Here is a 1,733-nt window from a genome sequence, read left to right as displayed (position 1 = left end):
GCCGGAGCACCCGGCCCCGCGGGACCAGGCTGACCCCCGAGGGGGAGACGGACAGGCGAGGTAAGCACGACACGACGGGGACGGGCGAACGTGAAGCTGGACGACCTACTGGGGGAGTACTACGAGCTGGAACAGCAGCTCGCCGACCCCGAGGTGCACGCCGACCAGGCCAGGGCGCGCACGCTGGGCAAACGCTACGCACAGCTCACCCCCATCATCGAGACCTACCGCGCGCTCAAGGAGGTCGAGAGCGACATCGACACCGCGCGCGAGCTCGCCGCCGAGGACTCCTCCTTCGCCGAGGAGGCCGACCGCCTGACCGAGGAGGCCGAGCGGCTCACCGAGCGCCTGCGCGTCCTGCTCATCCCCCGCGACCCCGCCGACGACAAGAACCTCATCATGGAGGTCAAGGCGGGCGAGGGCGGTGAGGAGTCCGCCCTCTTCGCCGGCGACCTGGTGCGCATGTACCTGCGCTACGCCGAGCGCCAGGGCTGGAAGACCGAGGTCATCGACTCCACCCACTCCGACCTCGGCGGGTACAAGGACATCACGATCGCCTTCAAGAACAAGGGCACCCCCGAGCCCGGTTCGGGCGTGTGGCCGATGCTCAAGTTCGAGGGCGGCGTGCACCGGGTGCAGCGCGTCCCCGTCACCGAGTCCCAGGGCCGCATCCACACCTCCGCGGCCGGTGTGCTGGTCGTCCCCGAGGCCGAGGACATCGAGGTCGAGATCCACGAGAAGGACCTTCGCGTGGACGTCTACCGCTCCTCCGGACCCGGCGGCCAGAGCGTCAACACCACCGACTCCGCGGTGCGCATCACCCACCTGCCGACCGGCATCGTCGCCTCGTGCCAGAACGAGAAGAGCCAGCTCCAGAACAAGGAGCAGGCCATGCGCATCCTGCGCGCCCGCATCTACGCCGAGGCCCAGGCCAGCGCGGACGCCGAGGCCGCCGCCGAGCGCAAGAGCCAGGTCCGCACGGTGGACCGGTCCGAGCGCGTGCGCACCTACAATTTCCCCGAGAACCGCATCTCCGACCACCGGGTCGGATACAAGGCCTACAACCTCGACCAAGTCCTCGACGGGGAACTCGGCGGGGTCGTCAAGGCCCTCGTGGACGCGGACACCAAGGAAAGGCTCGAAGCGGCTCAGTCGTCATGAACGTCCTGCTCGACGAGGTCGCCCGCGCGACGCGCAGACTCGCGGAGGCGGGCGTGGCCTCACCTCGCGCCGACGCCGAGGAACTCGCGGCGTTCGTGCACGGTGTCCGTCGAGGGGAGCTGCACACGGTCGCCGACTCCGACTTCGACGCCCGCTACTGGGAGTGCGTCTCCCGGCGCGAGGCCCGCGAACCCCTCCAGCACATCACCGGCCGCGCCTACTTCCGCTACCTCGAACTCCGCGTCGGGCCCGGGGTCTTCGTGCCCCGCCCCGAGACCGAGATCATGGTGGACTGGGCCATCCAGACCCTGCGCGCCATGGACGTCGCCGACCCCCTGGTGGTCGACCTCGGCACCGGCTCGGGAGCCATCGCCATCTCCATCGCGCAGGAGGTGCCGCGCTCGCGCGTGCACACGGTGGAGGTCGACCCCGACGCCCTGGCCTGGGCCCGGCGCAACATCGACGCCAGCGGCCACGCCGACCGGGTCACCTCCCACCACGGCGACATGCGCACCGCCCTGCCCCAGCTCAACGGGCGCGTCGACCTGCTCATCAGCAACCCCCCCTACGTC

The 1,733-nt window shown here is 70.5% G+C and carries 2 protein-coding genes; both read left to right on the top strand.

The annotated features are described in order from the left end of the window. The first annotated feature begins 90 nt into the window (after positions 1–90). The gene (gene prfA / locus DQW06_RS22800) at positions 91–1,161 is read left to right on the top strand and encodes a peptide chain release factor 1 (protein ID WP_013151379.1); all 1,071 of its coding nucleotides are present in this window, start codon (positions 91–93) and stop codon (positions 1,159–1,161) included. Next, positions 1,158–1,733, top strand: a 576-nt coding sequence (locus DQW06_RS22795; protein ID WP_157983572.1) for a HemK/PrmC family methyltransferase, incomplete at its 3' end; no start/stop codon positions are given. The genes prfA and DQW06_RS22795, both read left to right, overlap by 4 nt.

It is taken from the genome of Nocardiopsis sp. TNDT3 (assembly GCF_003427465.1).
Taxonomy (GTDB): domain Bacteria; phylum Actinomycetota; class Actinomycetes; order Streptosporangiales; family Streptosporangiaceae; genus Nocardiopsis; species Nocardiopsis dassonvillei.
The sequence above is the reverse complement of the archived record's forward strand: the minus strand, read 5'-3'. Positions and strand labels throughout refer to the sequence as shown.